Below are 15,746 nucleotides of genomic sequence, written 5' to 3' on the forward strand. Positions count from 1 at the left end.
TCCCGGGGTCGTTGTGCGGGCGGTCGGTCTCTTGGGGACGGCTCGCCCCTCCTTATCCGGGAGGGTCGTTGTGCGGGTGGCAGGTGTCTCCCGGTCGGCCCGCCCCTTCCCTCAGGTCGCTGTGGCCGGGAGGTCAGCGGATGGTGGACAGGCGGGTGAGGATCTCGTCGAGGATGGCCTCGGTGGTCGCGAAGTTGAGCCGTACGCAGTGCTCGCCACCGGGCCCGAAGGCGGCGCCGTCGTTCAGCTTGACCTTGGCCTCGCGCTCGATCACCTCCGCCATGCCCGGCCTCCCCACCTCCAGCCAGGCCAGGTACGTCGCCTCCGGCATCCGGTAGCGGAACGTGCCGGGCAGGCGCTCGGCGATGGTGCGGCGGTTGCGGTCGAGCAGGGCCAGGGTCTCGGCCAGCCAGGCGTCCCCGTGCCGCCAGGCCGCGACCGTGGCCTCGACACCGAACACGCTGGGGGAGCCGTACACGAAGGGTGGCTGCGCCTCCAGGGCCGCGCGGACGCCCGCGTGCCCGACGTGGGCGACCGAGCAGCGGATGCCGCCCAGGTTGAACGCCTTGGTCGCCGAGGTGAGGGTGACCGTGCGTTCCGGAAGGATGGTGGCGAACGGGATGTGCCGGTGCGGCTCGTACACGAGGTCGGAGTGGATCTCGTCCGCGATGACCAGCAGGTCGTGGCGCTCGGCGCACTCGGCCAGCGTCTCCAGCTCGGCGCGGGTGAAGGCGCGGCCGGTCGGGTTCTGCGGGTTGACCAGTAGGAGCACCCGGCAGCCCGAGAGGTCGGGGACCTCGAAGCGCCAGGTGTCGCCGTCGGGTTCGAGGCGGATGGGGTGGAGGGGCCGGTCCATGACCTGCAACGTGGTCAGGAACGGGTGGTAGGCGGGGGTGTGCAGGGCCACCCCGTCGCCGGGCCGCGTCCAGATCTGGAGCAGCACCTGGAGGGCCTGGTTGAGATCGTTGAACGGGCGGACGAGCGTGGGGTCGGGCTGCCAGCCGTACCGGGTGGACATGCGCTCGGCGAACGCCTCGGCCAGGGGGCCCGCGGACGGGTCGAGCAGCCAGGCCGGGTAGCCGAGGTCGCCGGCCGCACGCCTGGCGAGGACATCTTGGACGGCGGGGGCCGTGGGCAGGTCCATGTCGGCGACCCAGGCGGGTATGACGCCCGGTTCCACCGCTGCCCACTTCAGTCCATCATGTACGGATTTAAGGTCTATTGGGGGATATGCGTCCTCCACGCGGCCATTCTAGGATCTTTGAATGTGATGAGGCGGTGGCGCCGCTTATGGCAGGCTGGGCGGCCATGACTCCCCACCCGAAGATCGACGCCATCGTCGAGACGTACCTTTCCGTGGCCGACGCGGAGGCCCCCGGGCTGGTGGAAGGGCTCTACCTCGAAGGTTCGGCGGCACTCGGCGACTACCAGCCCGAGACCAGCGACGTCGACTTCGTGGCCGTCACCACCGAGCCGCCCGCGACCGGCGTGCTCGAACGCATCCACACGCGCCTCGGCGCCCACCCGTTCCAAGGCATCTACCTCACCTGGGACGACCTCGGCCGCGACCCCGCCGAGCTGGGCGAGCGCCCCCAGGCCGAGGGCTGCCGGCTCAACCGGCGTGGCGAGCCGAACCCGGTCACCTGGCACACCCTCGCCCGCCACGGGCTGACCTGCCGGGGGCCGAAGCCCGAGGAGCTGGAGATATGGAACGATCCCGGCGCGCTGGCCGCGTGGATCGACGGCAACCTCGACGGCTACTGGCGCCGGCTCGTCACCCGCGCCTCCCGCCTCGTCTCGCCGTGGGGGATCACCTGCCTCGGCGGGTACGGCACGGTCTGGGTCGTCACCGGCGTCTCCCGCCTGCACTACACGCTGGCCACCGGGGAGATCGCATCCAAGACGGCCGCCGCACTGCACGCGCTGGAGGCGTTCCCCGAGCGGTGGCACCGGGTGGTGAACGAGGCGCTGCGGCTGCGCCGCGACGACTCCGCCCAGCCGTCGCTGTCCGGGCTGGTCTCGGGTCTCGGCGAGCACTTCGGCACGCCGCGCCGCTCGCTCTACGGCTCGCCGTTCGAGCGGCGGCGGGACGTGCTGAACTTCGCCGATCAGGTCATCACGGCGGGGCACCGGCTGTACCAGGCACGAGGGGACTGACCGGGCCTCAGCGCCCTGCCGGCACACCAACCCCATCGCTGCGCCGGCCTCGGCAGCAGGGAAGGACCCGGCGTGCCGCAGCGCAACGGGCGGATCTCGTACGCAGCGAGCGTCACCGACGCCACCTACCGCAGCGGCCCGCGCGCCGACGGCACCGTCCCACTTCGTGGCGGCCGGCGGCACCATAACGCGGAAGAGCAGCGACACCAGGAACCGCGAGGAACCACCGCCCCGGACACCCGCATGACATCCTGACCACGAAGCCCCGGCCAGACGCGTGACATCAGGCCCACGAACATGTGCGACAGGCGAAGGCGCGAGGAGGACGTGCGCCGGCGAGCGACGGGAACCGGTCCTGTGCCGCCCGCCACCGCCCGCCCGGACCGGCTGTGAACGTCCCGACACCCGACCGTCCCAGCCCCGCCGCCAGACCGGCACCGCAGCCGCGCTCATGGTGTCGCGGTGCCGCCGCACTCGCGCCGACAACGCCGACGGGACCGTCACCTCACCTGCACCGATGGCGTGACTGGACTGTCGCCACAGCAGGACCCGCACCCGCACCCAGACCGGCACCGCGCCCGGACTGACGGCGTACCCGACTGGCGGCGTACCCGGAGCGACGGTGCACGCGGTCCGGCGGCGCGCCCGAAGCGGTGGTGCACCCGGTCCAGCGGCGCACTCGGACCGGCGGCGTACCTGGAGCGACAGCGCCTCCGGACCGACGGCACCTTGAGAGAGCGCAGGTGCCGCCGGCCTGCGGGCGTCCAGCATCACGGACCCGGACGGCAGGACGGACGCACCGGCGAACCCGCCGGACCGGACGTGCCGCCGCCCGGCTACCGACGCCAGGAAGGCGCTGACCGCGGGGAGGCGAAGACGCCGCCCCGCGTCGGGAAGGCGCTGACCGCGGGGAGGCGAAGACGCCGCCCCGCGTCGGGAAGGCGCTGACCGCGGGGAGGCGAAAGCGCCGCCCCGCGCCAGGAAGGCACTGGACGGGGGAACACGACGACGCCCCCCGGTGTCGGGAAGGCGCTGACCGCGGGAAGGCGAAAGCGCCGCCCTGCGTCAAGAGGCACTGGCCCACTGGCCGCGGGGCGGACGAAGGCGCCGCCCCGCGCGTGGAGACACCGCCCCGTTAGGGGGCACGCCACGAGACTCTTCCCGCGAAGAATCACGCGAAGAGTCGGATACGAGCGGGACCCGAGTGAGGAGAGGTCGAGACCGACAGGCTAGAGGCGGCGGAGTACCGCTACGACCTTGCCCAGCACGCTGGCTTCGTCACCGGGGATCGGCTCGTAGTTGGGGTTGTGGGGGACGAGCCAGACGTGGCCGTCCTTTCGCTTGAAGGTCTTGACCGTGGCCTCGCCGTCGATCATCGCGGCCACGATGTCGCCGCTCTCCGCGACGGGCTGCTGGCGTACGACCACCCAGTCGCCGTCGGCGATCGCGGCCTCGATCATCGAGTCACCGGTGACCTGGAGGAGGAACAGCGTGCCCTCACCGACGAGCTGCTTGGGCAGCGCGAAGACGTCTTCCACGCTCTCCTCGGCGAGGATCGGGCCACCGGCGGCGATGCGGCCGACGAGCGGGACGTAGGCGGCGGTCGGGCGGTTGACCGTGGGCTCCTCGGTGCCCGCGTCGGGGTCGACCCACAGCACCGGCTCGCCCGGGAGGCGGACCTCCAAGGCGCGCGGGCGGTGCGGGTCGCGCCGCAGGTAACCCTTGCGCTGCAGGGCGGTGAGCTGGTGCGACACGCTGGACGTGCTGGTCAGCTGCACCGCCTCGCCGATCTCGCGCATGGAGGGCGGATAGCCGCGCTGCTGTACCGAGTCGCGGATCACCTCGAGGATCTTGCGCTGCCTGGGCGTCAAGCCCAGGGCGTCTCGTCGGCGCACCGCGAGGTCATTGACCCCGTTCGTGCCATCCCGCTCGGTCATGCTCTTCCTCCTCGCCTGGCGGCCCGCTTCACCGGCGGACCTCCCGGTGTGTGGTCCTGATGTCGCACACAGCGACCGTATCGCTGTTGAAGATCATCTTCAAACAATTGTTCGAGTCTTCCTCGAAATTGTCGCCAGTGTGGTGTACAACATCGTACGGGAGTTCGATCGACACCGTGTTCGATTCGCCGATCTATTTTGGCCTTTTCCTCGGGCCGCACGGCAGGAGGTCAGCCATGCGAACGCCCGCAAACACGGACACGACCAGCGAAGACGTCAACCGGCTCACCTTGATCGCCGAAGCGACGCGGAGTGACGATCGACGGACAGGCAATACGCGGGCGGGGGGAGTGTTCGCGTGAATTCCGGCAAGAGGTTGGGGTCCCGTGCGAGTCGCGGGGGGAGGCCCCATTTGTACCTCGTACCGCCGCCGCGCACCGGCGAAGACGCCGAGCGGCAGGCACAAAACAACGGGATTCCGGACGAGATAGGCATTACGGGAAGGCGCCGGTCGCCGCGAAGCCGCGACACACCCGAAGAAGTCGGCGCCCCTCTTCGAAACCAAAGACGCCCGGCCGGCGCGGGCGGGGAGCCGAAAAACCGCACACCGTCCAGAAGCGGGCAAGCGGTCACGGGTACCGCGGGAGCGACCGCCACGCCGACCGATCGGGCCATGGCGGCCCCCGGCGACCCACGGCGGCGGCAACGCGCCGCGGACGGTCTGCGCGACGGCGCGTCTCTCGCAGGCACATCACGCCGGCGGCAGCGCGACGCGGACGGATCGCGCGACGGTGTGTCCTTTCCCGGCAGGTCGCGTCGGCGGCAGCGTCGGGCGGATGGGCCGCGTGAGGGTATGGCGGGGGTCGGCGAATCGCGCTGGTGGCAGCGCGATGCGGATGATCTGCGCGGCGGTGCGCTTTTCCCAGGCGCATCACGCCGGCGGCAGCGCGACGCGGATGGGTCGCGTGAGGGCGTGCCGAGGGCCGGTGGGGCACGCCGGCAGCAGCGCGACGGGGGTATGGCGGGGGCTGGCGGGCGTCGGCGCCAGCGCGACGCGGACGGGTTGAGCGATGACGCGCCCCTATCGGGCAGGCCACGCCGACGCGGGACGAACGCCGGCGGCCTACCCCCCGGCCCCAACCCTCCGCGGGCTCGCGTTGGCGAGGCCCGCCCCACCTCCACGCCCGCTACCGGACGCGGCGACACTCCCGGCGATCTCCAGCGAGGCGTCCACGCGGGAGGCGAGCCCTCGGCGGCCGGCGCGGGGAACGGCGACGCTCCTGCGGCTCTCCGGCGTGGCGGTGGAGCAGGCCGCGCGTTGCCGGGGGCCGCGGATGAGGGCGGGGTCGGTCCTGTGCCTTTTCGTCGTGGTGACGGTGTGGGCCGCCGTATTCCGCCTGGGGCTAGGGGCGGGAGCGGTTCTGTGCCATTCCGGCGGGGTGATGGCGGCGGTCGTACTGTGCCGCCGTCATCCGTCGGACGGAACGACGCTGCTGCTCGCTCCCGGCGCGGTACCGGCAGGGGGCGCATCTCCCCGGCGGGGGCCGAAGGTGGGGGCGGCGTGCCCGCACGCCTGCGGCGCAGTGGTGGCGTGGGCCGCGTTCCGTCACCGGCCTTTGCTGGGATCGATGACGTTTCCGGGCCGTTCCGGCGTGGTGAGCGTGGGCCCGACACCCCGCTCGGCCGTCTCCTTGCTTCCCGGAGCGGGCGCGGGAAGGCCGTCAGCGGCATCGCCCTCTTCCGGCGCTTCTGGAAGCGAGCCGGCACAGGTGAGGTCGGTGGCGTACCCCAGCGGGCTCGGCTGACTCTCATCCAGGGAGAGGCAGGGGCGTCCGGGCCGGAGCGAGCCGGTGGGTCCGGGCGACGTTCTGTGCAGGTCGCCAGGGGGCGCGGCGATGTGCTCTCAGCGGGCCGAAGCAGCGGGTTCTCGGCGGCGGCGAGCGCGACCAGGCGTGGGACGGCGACAGGTCGCCAGGCGGCGGCTGAGCCCGGGGCGGCATCAGAGCGCGAAACGACCGGCGGACGTGGGGAGGCGGCCCTGGCCTCCCGCCGCGGCGGCGTAGTCCGGCGGCGTAGCGGGATCCTGCGGGGCGGCACGCCTCAACAGGAGAGCGTCCTCGGACGCGGGAACCTGGCCGGGCGGAGCGGCGGTGCGGTCTGGCGGGGGAGTGCGGGTGCGGGGGATGGCGTGGTTCGGCGGGAGCGTATGGCCGGGGGTGGCGGCGCGGTCTGGCGGGGGAGCGGCGTCGGACAGGACAGTGCAGCCGGGCGGGGGAGTGTGAGCGGGCGGCGGGCCGGTGCCGGGCGGGATGGTGAGCCGGGGCGGGGTGGCGTGATCGGGCGGGGGAGTTCGGCCGGGCGGCAGGGCGCCGGAACGCACGTGAGCAAGGGTGGGCGGGAGCGAGGCTGTGCGACTGGCCCGGGGAGGGCCGAGGCGGGGCGGCAGGCGGCTCCTGTGCGGTTGACGCGGCGCGGGCGGATCGTGCTGGTCGTCGCGGCGGCGTTGCTGTCGCTGGGCGGCTTCTGGCTCGGTACGCGGGCCGCCGGTTACGCGGCGGTGCAGGTGGTGGTGACCGACCATGCCGGGCTGCCGTGGGTGGAAGTGCACAAGGGGGACACGTTGTGGCAGATCGCTGACGCGCTCGCGGAAGGGGAGGATCCCGCCGCCCTGGTGGAGGAGATCAAGCGGCTGAACGGCCTGCCCGACTCCTTCATCCAGCCCGGCAGCCGCCTGTACGTCCCGAGGGACGCGGCGGCGTTACGGTGATCGGCGCCTCCCGGTGATCGCGTCACGGAGTCCTGATTGCGCTCCTCGGATGCGGCAGATCGTGGGTCCTCTCCAAATGAGTGCGCCTCGGTAAGCGGTGCGCCGGCAGCGGGTGCGTCGCGGTGGTCCGTAGTCCGCTTCCGGGAGGGCGCATGGGAGGTGGAGGAGGGGGGAGTAGGGGCGTGGCATGCGTTGGCGGGTGTGACTGGTCGGTCGGATGAAACGGGGGTCGTCGCGGTGGGCGGGAGCGTGGCGGGTGTCGGTCGATCTCGCTGTGAGATTCGTTCACGTGCGGGCCCGTACACAACCGATGTGACGCTCTCACCTGCGAGAAGTTCGCCGCGGCGGTGCGACACGCCCGGGACGGGTGAGCCGGGTGGGCTGATCAGCGACTTCGGCGGAAACAGTCGGCTCGAGTTGCGTTCATGGCGGCACGCTTCTACGGTTGGACCACAACATCTAGTAGTTACACCGATGTAGTTCACCACACCTTGTGTTTCCGTGACCGCTCCATGGGGTGCCGTGGAGCGTGCGTCAGCGTCCTGTCACGGGGGTCTCTGCGGCGTGTGGTGGCCGCAGGTCTTGGAGGCGAAAAAGCGTGCACTGTCCGTTCTGTCGCCACCCTGACACCAGGGTCATCGACAGTCGCTCGACGGACGACGGTGCGGCCATCCGGCGCCGGCGGACCTGTCCCGAGTGCGGACGCAGGTTCACCACGCAGGAGACCGTACTGCTCATGGTGAGCAAGCGCAGCGGAGTGACGGAGCCGTTCTCGCGTGACAAGGTCGTCGCGGGCGTACGGCGGGCCTGCCAGGGCAGGCCGGTCAGTGAGGATTCGCTGGCGCAGCTGGGGCAGCGGGTCGAAGAGGCCATCAGGGCGAAGGGTGCGGCCGAGATCCCGTCCAACGAGGTAGGGCTGGCCATCCTCGGGCCGCTGCGCGAGCTGGATGAGGTGGCGTACCTGCGGTTCGCATCGGTGTATCGCGGTTTCGAGAGCCTGGCGGACTTCGAAGCCGAGATCAAACAGTTGAAGGCGGAGAAGGGGGAGTCATGACGGAGACGGCCAGCGGTTCAGTGGCGCGCGGGGGCAAGCGTCCGCGTAAGGGCCTGAAGATGAAGCGGATCTTCACCAAGCCCGGTGTGCACCCGTATGACGAGATCAAGTGGGAGCGCCGGGACGTCGTCATGACGAACTGGCGCGACGGGTCGGTCAACTTTGAGCAGCGAGGTGTCGAGTTCCCCGACTTCTGGTCGATGAACGCGACCAACATCGTGACGACCAAGTACTTCCGTGGCGCCGTGGGCACGCCGCAGCGTGAGTGGAGCCTCAAGCAGCTCATCGACCGGGTCGTCGGCGTCTACACGAAGACGGGGCTCGAGCACGGTTACTTCGCCAGCGACGAGGACGCCGAGATCTTCGACCATGAGTTGAAGTACGCGTTGGCGCACCAGATATTCGCGTTCAACTCGCCGGTGTGGTTCAACGTGGGCACGCAGTCGCCGCAGCAGGTGAGCGCGTGCTTCATCCTCTCCGTGGACGACACGATGGAGTCGATCCTGGAGTGGTACAAGGAAGAGGGTGTGATCTTCAAGGGCGGCTCCGGTTCGGGTGTGAACCTGTCGCGGATCCGTTCCTCGAAGGAGTTGCTGTCGAGCGGCGGCACGGCCAGCGGGCCGGTGTCGTTCATGCGCGGCGCCGACGCGTCGGCGGGGACGATCAAGTCCGGCGGTGCCACCCGCCGGGCCGCCAAGATGGTCGTGCTCGACGTCGATCACCCCGACATCGAGGAGTTCATTGAGACGAAGGCGCGCGAGGAGGACAAGATCCGCGCGCTGCGCGACGCCGGGTTCGACATGGACCTCGGCGGCAAGGACATCGTCTCGGTGCAGTACCAGAACGCCAACAACTCCGTCCGCGTCTCCGACGAGTTCATGCGCGCGGTGGAGAACGGCGGCGAGTTCGGCCTGCGCGCCCGCCTGACCGGTGAGGTGATCGAGAAGGTCGACGCGCGGACGCTGTTCCGCAAGATGGCCCAGGCCGCCTGGGAGTGCGCCGACCCCGGCATCCAGTACGACGACACGATCAACGACTGGCACACCACCCCCGAGACCGGCCGCATCACCGCGAGCAACCCCTGCAGCGAGTACGTCCACCTCGACAACTCCTCCTGCAACCTGGCCAGCATCAACCTGCTGAAGTTCCTGCAGGACGACGGCTCGTTCAACATCACCGACTTCGTCAAGCTGACCGAGCTGATCATCACCGCGATGGACATCTCGATCGTCTTCGCCGACTTCCCGACGGAGAAGATCGGCGAGACGACGCGGGCGTACCGGCAGCTCGGCATCGGCTACGCCAACCTCGGCGCGCTGCTGATGGCGACCGGCCACGCCTACGACTCCGACGGCGGCCGGGCGGTGGCGGCGGCGATCACGTCGCTGATGACGGGCGTGTCCTACCGGCGCAGCGCCGAGCTGGCGAGCGTGGTGGGCCCGTACGAGGGCTATGCCCGCAACGCCGAGCCGCACAAGCGGGTCATGCGCAAGCACGCGGCGGCCAACGACGACCTGCGCACGATCGGCACCATGGACGCCAAGATCCACGCCGAGGCGACGCGCCAGTGGTCGGAGTGCCTGAAGCTGGGCGAGAAGTACGGCTACCGCAACGCCCAGGCCAGCCTGCTGGCCCCCACGGGCACGATCGGCCTGATGATGGACTGCGACACGACCGGCATCGAGCCGGACCTGGCGCTGGTCAAGTTCAAGAAGCTCGTCGGCGGCGGCTCGATGCAGATCGTCAACCAGACGGTCCCGCGGGCGCTCAAGCAGCTCGGCTACCAGCAGGAGCAGATCGAGGCCATCGTCGAGTACATCGCCGAGCACGGCCACGTCGTCGACGCCCCGGGCCTGCGGCCTGAGCACTACGAGGTGTTCGACTGCGCGATGGGCGAGCGGGCGATCGCTCCCATGGGGCACGTCCGGATGATGGCGGCCACGCAGCCGTTCCTGTCCGGCGCCATCTCCAAGACCGTCAACCTGCCCGAGTCGGCCACGGTCGACGACATCGAGCAGGTCTACCTCGAGGGCTGGCGGCTCGGCCTGAAGGCTCTCGCGGTCTACCGCGACAACTGCAAGGTCGGCCAGCCGCTGTCGGCCGGCGACAGCGCGAAGAAGCAGGAGCAGAAGGCCGAGCCCGAGGTCAAGGTCGTCGAGGTCAACCGGCCGACCCGCCGCCGCATGCCCAACCAGCGGCCGAGCACGACCACCCGCTTCACAGTGGGCGGTGCGAAGGGCTACATGACCGCCTCGTCCTACCCGGATGACGGTCTCGGCGAGGTCTTCCTCAAGATGTCCAAGCAGGGCTCGACGCTGGCGGGCGTCATGGACGCCTTCTCGGTGGCGATCTCCATCGGCCTCCAGTACGGCGTGCCGCTGGAGACGTACGTCAGCAAGTTCGTCAACATGCGGTTCGAGCCGGCCGGGATGACCGACGACCCGGACATCCGCATGGCCACCTCGGTGATGGACTACATCTTCCGCAGGCTGGCCCTCGACCACCTGCCGTACGAGGAGCGGGCGGCGCTCGGCATCTTCTCGGCGGCCGAGCGGGCGGCGCAACAGCGTGGCGAGGACCCGGCGGCGCTGCAGGAGACGGTCGACCCCGAGGCGCTCGCCCAGTCGGCTCCGATCGAGTCGGCTGCCGCCGCGGCTGCCGCTGCCGCTGAGCCGAAGGTCGAGAAGGAGCCGCCGGCCGTCAAGCAGGAGCTGACGCTGGAGAGCCACCGGCGCTTCACGGCGGACGCGCCGCTCTGCATGACCTGCGGCACGAAGATGCGCCCCGCGGGCAGCTGCTACGTCTGCGAGGGCTGCGGCTCGACCAGCGGCTGCAGCTGATCTGGTGAGTGCGGCGGTCGTGTAACGAGCGCATGACAAGAGGGCCCGGATTCCGATCCGGGCCCTTTGTCGTTGCGTGGGCGGTGGCTCAGGAGTCGAGGTATGAGCGCAGCACGTCGGGCTTGTTGGAGATGATGCCGTCCACGCCGTACGTCACCATCCGCCGCATGACGTCGGGGTCGTCCACCGTCCAGGTGAAGACGTCCATGCCGAGCTTGTGGACCTGGCGGACGTACGCGGCCGTCACTTCGCCGTACGGCGGGTTGATCTGGTCGGCGAACGTGGCCAGCCCCGGCAGCTCACCGGTGGACGGTGTGCCGAGCAGCCCGATCGGCACCTGCGGCATCAGGCGCGCGAAGCGGCGCATGGAGTTCCAGTCGAACGACTGCACCACCAGCCGCCCCGGCGCCAGCCAGGAGGAGTGCCGGCGCAGCTCGGCGGCGATGCGGGCTTCGATGCCCGGGTAGAGGCCCGGGGACTTGACCTCGAGCAGCAGGCCGAGGCCCTCGCCTTGCATCTTCTCCAGCGCCTCGCCCAGCGTGGGCACGGGCTCTCCCTTGTACTTGCCGGACTTCCAGGAGCCGGCGTCGAGCTCGCGGATCTGGGCGAGGGTGAGGTCGCCGACGTTCCACGGAGCGAGGTCCGGGAAGCGGCTCTCCACGTCGGTGGTGCGGGTCAGCGTGGTGTCGTGCATCAGGACCAGGTGGTGGTCCTTGGTCTCCTGAACGTCCAGCTCGAACATGTCGGCGCCCTGGTCGGCGGCCAGGCGGAGGGCGGCGAGGGTGTTCTCCGGCGCGTACGCCGAGGCGCCGCGGTGGGCGACGGCGGTGACCGCCGCCGCGGCGCTCTCCACCTCGTTCGTCGTGGCCGCGGTGGGGGCGGAAGGGGCGAGGAAGGTGAGGGACAGTGAGGCAATGGTCAGCACGGCGAGCCGCTGAATCATGGGTCTCCTCTGGTGGGAAGAGATGACGACTCGACGGTGACAAGATCTTGTGACTTCGAGTTGAGGGGAGAGTAACCCAGCGGTGCCGCACGGATGAGCAATAAACGCGCGGATCGAAGGTAAAGAATTCGGCGGGTCGGCTGGCCTCGCGGGCGGTCCGCGCGGCATACGCCACATACTGCGCAAAGGGGTTGGGGTGGTGGGGGTGGCGTTCCGGGGGAACGGCGCACGCGGGTGTTTCCGGGTGAACGGCAACGCGCGGGTGGTTCTGCGCGAACGGCAACCCGTGGGCGGTTCTGTATGACCGGCGGCATGCGGTGGTGTTCTGTGTGGACGGCGGTGTGCGGGGCGGTTCTACGCGAACCCCGCGGCATGCGGGCGGAACGGATAGGCGTGTTGGTTCTGGGCCGACCGTGACATACGGCCGTTTCTGCTGCGAAGCCGCCTGCATGCCCCGGGCGCCGGATCATGCGCCGCGCAGCGCCGTCCCGCGCAAGCCGGGCATGCGGGACGATCCGCTGGGTGGTGGAGTGGTTCGGCGGGTGTGGCGTTCCGTGGAAGCCGGGCGTGCGGGGCGATCTGCTGGGTGGTGGAGTGGTTCGGCGGGTGTGGCGTTCCGTGGAAGCCGGGCGTTCGGGGCGATCTGCTGGGTGGTGGAGTGGTTCGGCGGGTGTGGCGTTCCGCCCGAATCGGGTGTGCGAGGCGGTCCGCTCGGACGGTGACTTTCCCGGCGAGGCGGGGGTCAGCCGACGGGGAGGGATGTTCCGTACAGGCGGGTCACGCGGATCCTGATCACGAGGCGCTGGTCCGCGACCACCTGCCGCAGGAACGCCTCCTCCCGCCCCGGCCCCGAGACGGCGGACGGCGGCTGCATGGCCAGCAGCTCCCTGCCCACCTCGTCACCCGGCTCGGTGCTCACCGGCGACAGCTCGGCCTCCCCCTCGGCCACGACGAAGGCCCTGAAGTCGTCGCTCGCGACGTACAGCGCGCAGCGCGGGTCCTTATGGAGCAGGCGCACCTTGAGGAGCCCGGCGCTGGTGGAGATCCGGATGACGCGCTGCCGGGAGTCCCAGGTGTAGGCGACGGTGGACAGGTGGGGGTGGCCACTGCTCTGGTTGGCGGCCAGCGCGCCGAAGCGGTGCGCGGCCAGGAGATCGGACAGCTGCTCGTCTCGCATGGACTGAGGCACCGGACCGTACTTCTCCGCCATTCACCGACCCATCGGCTAGATAAGAGGAAATATCACCCTATATCGAAATGCCGAGTTGCCGGCTGAAGGCCCGAAAGTCGGAGATCACCCAGTATTCGGCGAATCGCCCCTCCCGCGCCCGCAGGATGTCGTGCCCGCTGAAGGCCACCCCCGTGCCCTCGGGCGCCGTCGCCCCGGGCAGCCCGCCCCGGTAGACCCCCGCGAACGTCCACCGCGCCGCCACGAGATCGCCGTCCACGATCGGCCCCACGTCGAGGGTCAGCTGCACACCGGCGAACGGCTCGTGCGCCTGCCGCAGCGCCTCGGCGAGCCCTTCGGGCCCCGAGACGTCCATGCCGGGCCAGTGACCGATGAAATCGGGGGTGACCAGCTCGCCGGTCAGCGCGAAGTCGCCGTTCCACAGCTCCAGGAGCCATCGTCGGTACAGGTCGGCCAGCATACGTCCCCTCTACCCGGTGACCTGTAGGTTACGACTCATGAACCTCGCCATTACCAGTGGATACGTTGTGCCCGTCGACGGCGACCCCATCGACGGAGGAACCGTCCTCATCCAGGACGGCAAGATCGCCGCCGTCGGCCGCGACGTCGAGATCCCCGAAGGCACCCGCGTCGTGGACGCCGCGGGCCGCTGGGTCCTGCCCGGCTTCGTGGAGGCCCACGGCCACCTCGGCGTGCACGAGGAGGCCGAGGGCTGGGCGGGCCAGGACACCAACGAGATGACCGACCCCAACGGCGCCCGCCTGCGCGCGCTCGACGCCATCAACCCGGCCGACATGGCCTTCGGCGACGCGCTGTCCGGCGGCGTGACCACCGCCGTGATCAAGCCGGGCTCCGGCAACCCCATCGGCGGCCAGACGGTCGCGGTCAAGTGCTGGGGCAGGACGGTCGACGAGATGCTGATCAAGGAGCCGGTCAGCGTCAAGAGCGCGCTCGGCGAGAACCCCAAGCGCGTCTACGGCGACCAGAAGAAGCTGCCCTCCACCCGCCAGGGCGTCGCCGCGGTGATCCGCGACGCGTTCATGAAGGCACAGGACTACAAGGCGAGGAAGGCCGCCGCGGCGGACGAGGGCAAGCCGTTCGACCGCGATGCGACGCTGGAGACCCTGGTGCGCGTGCTCGACGGCGAGCTGCCCTGGTGCCAGCACACCCACCGTGCCGACGACATCGCCACCGCGCTGCGGCTGGCCGACGAGTTCGGCTACCGCCTGGTGATCAACCACGGCACCGAAGGCCACCTGCTGGCCGACATCCTGGCCGAGCGGAACGTCCCGGTCATCATCGGCCCGCTGTTCACCAGCCGGTCGAAGGTCGAGCTGCGGGAGCGCTCGCTGCGCAACCCCGGCATCCTCGACCGGGCCGGCGTCGAGGTGGCGATCACCACCGACCACCCCGTGGTGCCCATCCACTTCCTCGTCCACCAGGCCACGCTGGCGGTCAAGGAAGGGCTCGACCGGGCCGCCGCCCTGCGCTCGATCACCGTCAACCCGGCCCGCATCATGGGCATCGACGACCGGGTGGGCGCGCTGCGGCCGGGGCTCGACGGCGACGTGGTCATCTGGGACGGCGACCCGCTCGACGTGATGAGCCGCGCGGTGCAGGTTTTCATCGCGGGCCGGGAAGTGTATTCGTACGCAGACGGCGAATCCGTGGTGGCAGATCCTTATTACCGGGAATCGAGCGACCGTTAAGCGTGGGTGACGGCCGGGGCGCATAGCCGGTCGGGGAGACGGGAAGAGAGGGCACCACCATGACTGCTCCGCTGCTCGCCCAACGCCCCAGCAAGGCCCTGCTGATCGGGCTTGTCGCCTCCGGTCTCCTCGCGCTCATCGTGCTCGCGGTGATGCTGCACGCCGGCGGTCCCGTCGGGTTCGGCCTGTCCGCGCTGCTGGGCCTCGCACCCCTTCCGGTGCTCCTCGCGGCCGTGCTCTCGCTGGACAGGCTCGAGCCCGAGCCGAAGCTCAACCTGGCCTTCGCCTTCGCCTGGGGCGCGGGGGTGGCGATCGTGGCGGGCATCGCGCTCACGCTCGCCGGCCAGGAGCTGTTCACCAGGGCCGGCTACACCGCCGCGACCGTCCGCGACGTGGGCTCCATCGTGCTGGCCCCGGTGATCGAGGAGGCGCTGAAAGGCTCCGCTCTGCTGCTGCTCCTGCGCAGGCGCGCGGAGATCGACGGGCTGACCGACGGCATCGTGTACGCCTCCATGACCGGCCTCGGCTTCGCCACCGTCGAGAACGTCGGCTACTACCTGCTGGCCTTCGGCGAGGACGGCCCCGGCGCGGCGGTGCAGCTCTTCGTGATGCGCGGCCTGATCGACCCGCTCGGCCATCCGATCTACACCTCGATGATCGGTCTCGGCATCGCGTACGCGCTGACCCGGGGCACCGCGGGCAGGTACGCCGCCATCCCGCTCGGCTACCTGGGCGCGGTCTTCCTGCACGGGCTGTGGAACGGCGCGGCGAGCACGGGGTCGCTGAACGTGCTCGGCGGGGCCTACCTGGTGATCATGGTGGCGCTGATCGCGCTGATCGTGGTGACCGTCAACGAGCGCCGCCACCTCATCGGGAAGATGGCCTACTACCTGCCCACCTACCAGGCCACGGGGCTGATCAGCGACGCCGACCTGCGCATGCTCACCACGCTGTCCACGCGCAAGGCGGCCCGCAAGTGGGCGAGGAAGGCGGGGCTCGGCCGGGCGATGAGCGACTACCAGCACGCGGCTACCGAGCTGACCATGCTGCACATCAGGGCCGAGCGCAAGAGCATGGACCCGGCGCGCTTCGCGGCCGAGCGCGATGCGTACCTGACGGCGATGGCCAGGTCGCGCCGCTGGTGAGTGTC

General features: G+C 70.5%; 12 protein-coding genes. 7 read left to right on the top strand and 5 right to left on the bottom strand.

Going from position 1 to position 15,746, the window contains the following annotated elements:
* Positions 1 to 133: 133 nt before the first annotated feature.
* Positions 134 to 1,180 carry a MalY/PatB family protein gene (locus tag ACGFIM_RS25685; RefSeq protein ID WP_393204430.1) on the bottom strand — a complete coding sequence of 349 codons (1,047 nt, stop codon included), beginning with the start codon at positions 1,178 to 1,180 and terminating at the stop codon, positions 134 to 136.
* A gap of 128 nt (positions 1,181 to 1,308) precedes the next feature.
* Between ACGFIM_RS25685 and ACGFIM_RS25690 the strand changes: the two genes are divergently transcribed.
* Positions 1,309 to 2,157: an aminoglycoside adenylyltransferase domain-containing protein gene (locus ACGFIM_RS25690; RefSeq protein WP_393204433.1), complete on the top strand. Its 849-nt coding sequence runs from the start codon at positions 1,309 to 1,311 to the stop codon at positions 2,155 to 2,157.
* Positions 2,158 to 3,386: 1,229 nt separating this feature from the next.
* Here the strand turns inward: ACGFIM_RS25690 and lexA are convergent.
* Positions 3,387 to 4,094: a transcriptional repressor LexA gene (gene lexA, locus ACGFIM_RS25695; protein ID WP_364067022.1), complete on the bottom strand. Its 708-nt coding sequence runs from the start codon at positions 4,092 to 4,094 to the stop codon at positions 3,387 to 3,389.
* An 86-nt stretch (positions 4,095 to 4,180) separates the two neighbouring features.
* On the opposite strand from lexA, the gene ACGFIM_RS25700 reads away from it, so the two are divergent.
* The 4 genes from ACGFIM_RS25700 (at position 4,181) to ACGFIM_RS25715 (ending at position 10,755) form a co-directional block, all read left to right on the top strand.
* Positions 4,181 to 4,456, top strand: a complete 276-nt coding sequence (locus ACGFIM_RS25700) for a hypothetical protein (protein ID WP_393204437.1) — start codon at positions 4,181 to 4,183, stop codon at positions 4,454 to 4,456.
* A gap of 2,093 nt (positions 4,457 to 6,549) precedes the next feature.
* A complete protein-coding gene (locus ACGFIM_RS25705; protein ID WP_393204440.1) occupies positions 6,550 to 6,861 on the top strand; it encodes a LysM peptidoglycan-binding domain-containing protein in 312 nt (103 codons plus the stop codon).
* A gap of 598 nt (positions 6,862 to 7,459) precedes the next feature.
* Positions 7,460 to 7,915: a transcriptional regulator NrdR gene (nrdR, locus tag ACGFIM_RS25710; RefSeq protein WP_043614619.1), complete on the top strand. Its 456-nt coding sequence runs from the start codon at positions 7,460 to 7,462 to the stop codon at positions 7,913 to 7,915.
* The gene (locus tag ACGFIM_RS25715; protein ID WP_393204443.1) at positions 7,912 to 10,755 is read left to right on the top strand and encodes a vitamin B12-dependent ribonucleotide reductase; all 2,844 of its coding nucleotides are present in this window, start codon (positions 7,912 to 7,914) and stop codon (positions 10,753 to 10,755) included. The genes nrdR and ACGFIM_RS25715 overlap by 4 nt, the downstream gene beginning before the upstream one ends.
* A gap of 88 nt (positions 10,756 to 10,843) precedes the next feature.
* Here the strand turns inward: ACGFIM_RS25715 and ACGFIM_RS25720 are convergent, their stop codons facing one another.
* The 3 genes from ACGFIM_RS25720 to ACGFIM_RS25730 all read right to left on the bottom strand — a co-directional run bounded on the left by ACGFIM_RS25720 (position 10,844) and on the right by ACGFIM_RS25730 (position 13,347).
* Complete coding sequence (locus ACGFIM_RS25720; protein ID WP_393204446.1) at positions 10,844 to 11,698, bottom strand: glycerophosphodiester phosphodiesterase; 855 nt, start codon at positions 11,696 to 11,698, stop codon at positions 10,844 to 10,846.
* Positions 11,699 to 12,440: 742 nt separating this feature from the next.
* Complete coding sequence (locus ACGFIM_RS25725; protein ID WP_393204448.1) at positions 12,441 to 12,875, bottom strand: pyridoxamine 5'-phosphate oxidase family protein; 435 nt, start codon at positions 12,873 to 12,875, stop codon at positions 12,441 to 12,443.
* A gap of 70 nt (positions 12,876 to 12,945) precedes the next feature.
* Positions 12,946 to 13,347: an ester cyclase gene (locus ACGFIM_RS25730; RefSeq protein ID WP_393204451.1), complete on the bottom strand. Its 402-nt coding sequence runs from the start codon at positions 13,345 to 13,347 to the stop codon at positions 12,946 to 12,948.
* Between the two features lie 37 nt (positions 13,348 to 13,384).
* Here ACGFIM_RS25730 and ACGFIM_RS25735 point away from each other — a divergent pair, with 37 nt between their 5' ends.
* Positions 13,385 to 14,596: an amidohydrolase gene (locus ACGFIM_RS25735; RefSeq protein WP_393204454.1), complete on the top strand. Its 1,212-nt coding sequence runs from the start codon at positions 13,385 to 13,387 to the stop codon at positions 14,594 to 14,596.
* Positions 14,597 to 14,655: 59 nt separating this feature from the next.
* Positions 14,656 to 15,741 carry a PrsW family intramembrane metalloprotease gene (locus ACGFIM_RS25740; protein ID WP_393204456.1) on the top strand — a complete coding sequence of 362 codons (1,086 nt, stop codon included), beginning with the start codon at positions 14,656 to 14,658 and terminating at the stop codon, positions 15,739 to 15,741.
* The last annotated feature ends 5 nt before the right edge of the window (positions 15,742 to 15,746 follow it).

The organism is Nonomuraea sp. NPDC049309 (assembly GCF_043196965.1).
Classification (GTDB): Bacteria; Actinomycetota; Actinomycetes; order Streptosporangiales; family Streptosporangiaceae; genus Nonomuraea; species Nonomuraea fastidiosa.